Source organism: Gemella sp. 27098_8_92 (genome assembly GCF_041433685.1).
Lineage (GTDB): Bacteria > Bacillota > Bacilli > Staphylococcales > Gemellaceae > Gemella.
Window position 1 is genome coordinate 1 of record NZ_JAPWBZ010000018.1, and the last position, 1475, is coordinate 1475.

At 50.1% G+C, this 1475-nt stretch carries 2 rRNA genes; both read left to right on the forward strand.

The features are described 5' to 3' along the window. A 23S ribosomal RNA gene (locus tag O3802_RS07650) occupies window positions 1-1335 on the forward strand; the annotation flags it as partial. A 67-nt stretch (window positions 1336-1402) separates the two neighbouring features. Then, window positions 1403-1475: ribosomal RNA gene (gene rrf, locus O3802_RS07655) — 5S ribosomal RNA — on the forward strand; the annotation flags it as partial.

Genomic DNA, 1475 nt, shown 5'->3' on the forward strand with positions numbered 1-1475 from the left:
GCGAAATTAAAGTAGCGAAGTCAATGAAGCCAAACTCTCAAGAAAAGCCGCTATCGAGATAAGAGGTGCCCGTACCGCAAACCGACACAGGTAGTTGGGAAGAGAATTCTAAGGTGAGCGAGAGAACCATCGTTAAGGAACTCGGCAAAATGACCCCGTAACTTCGGGAGAAGGGGTGCCTACGAGAGTAGGCCGCAGTGAATAGGCCCAAGCGACTGTTTAACAAAAACACAGGTCTCTGCAAAACCGAAAGGTGAAGTATAGGGGCTGACGCCTGCCCGGTGCTGGAAGGTTAAGAGGAGTGCTTAGAGGTAACTCGAAGGTATGAATTGAAGCCCCAGTAAACGGCGGCCGTAACTATAACGGTCCTAAGGTAGCGAAATTCCTTGTCGGGTAAGTTCCGACCCGCACGAAAGGCGTAACGATTTGGGCACTGTCTCAACGATGGACTCGGTGAAATCATAGTACCTGTGAAGATGCAGGTTACCCGCGACAGGACGGAAAGACCCCATGGAGCTTTACTGTAGCTTGATATTGAATTTTGATGCAGTATGTACAGGATAGGTAGGAGCCTAGGAATCATGCACGCCAGTGTATGAGGAGGCGCTGTTGGGATACTACCCTTGCTGTATTGAAATTCTAACCCTCGGCGTAGAAGACCGGGAGACAGTGTCAGGTGGGCAGTTTGACTGGGGCGGTCGCCTCCCAAAGAGTAACGGAGGCGTTCAAAGGTTCCCTCAGAATGGTTGGAAATCATTTGCAGAGTGTAAAGGCACAAGGGAGCTTGACTGTGAGACCTACAAGTCGAGCAGGTGCGAAAGCAGGACTTAGTGATCCGGTGGTTCCGCATGGAAGGGCCATCGCTCAACGGATAAAAGCTACCCTGGGGATAACAGGCTTATCTCCCCCAAGAGTCCACATCGACGGGGAGGTTTGGCACCTCGATGTCGGCTCATCGCATCCTGGGGCTGTAGTCGGTCCCAAGGGTTGGGCTGTTCGCCCATTAAAGCGGTACGCGAGCTGGGTTCAGAACGTCGTGAGACAGTTCGGTCCCTATCCGTCGTGGGCGTAGGAAATTTGAGAGGAGCTGTCCTTAGTACGAGAGGACCGGGATGGACGTATCAATGGTGTACCAGTTGTCACGCCAGTGGCATAGCTGGGTAGCTAAATACGGAAGGGATAAGAGCTGAAAGCATCTAAGCATGAAGCCCCCCTCGAGATGAGATTTCCCACGGAAATTAAGACCCCTTGAAGACGACAAGGAGAATAGGTTAGGAGTGTAAGTGTGGTAACACATGTAGCTGACTAAAACTAATAGGTCGAGGACTTAATCAAGTGAAGTTCTGAAGAAATTTGTTGACAAGCAAAGAAAAGATGATATAATATATGTATGAAGTTTTCGTCTGGTGGCGATAGCGAAGAGGACACACCTGTACCCATACCGAACACAGAAGTTAAGCTCTTTAGCGTCGAAT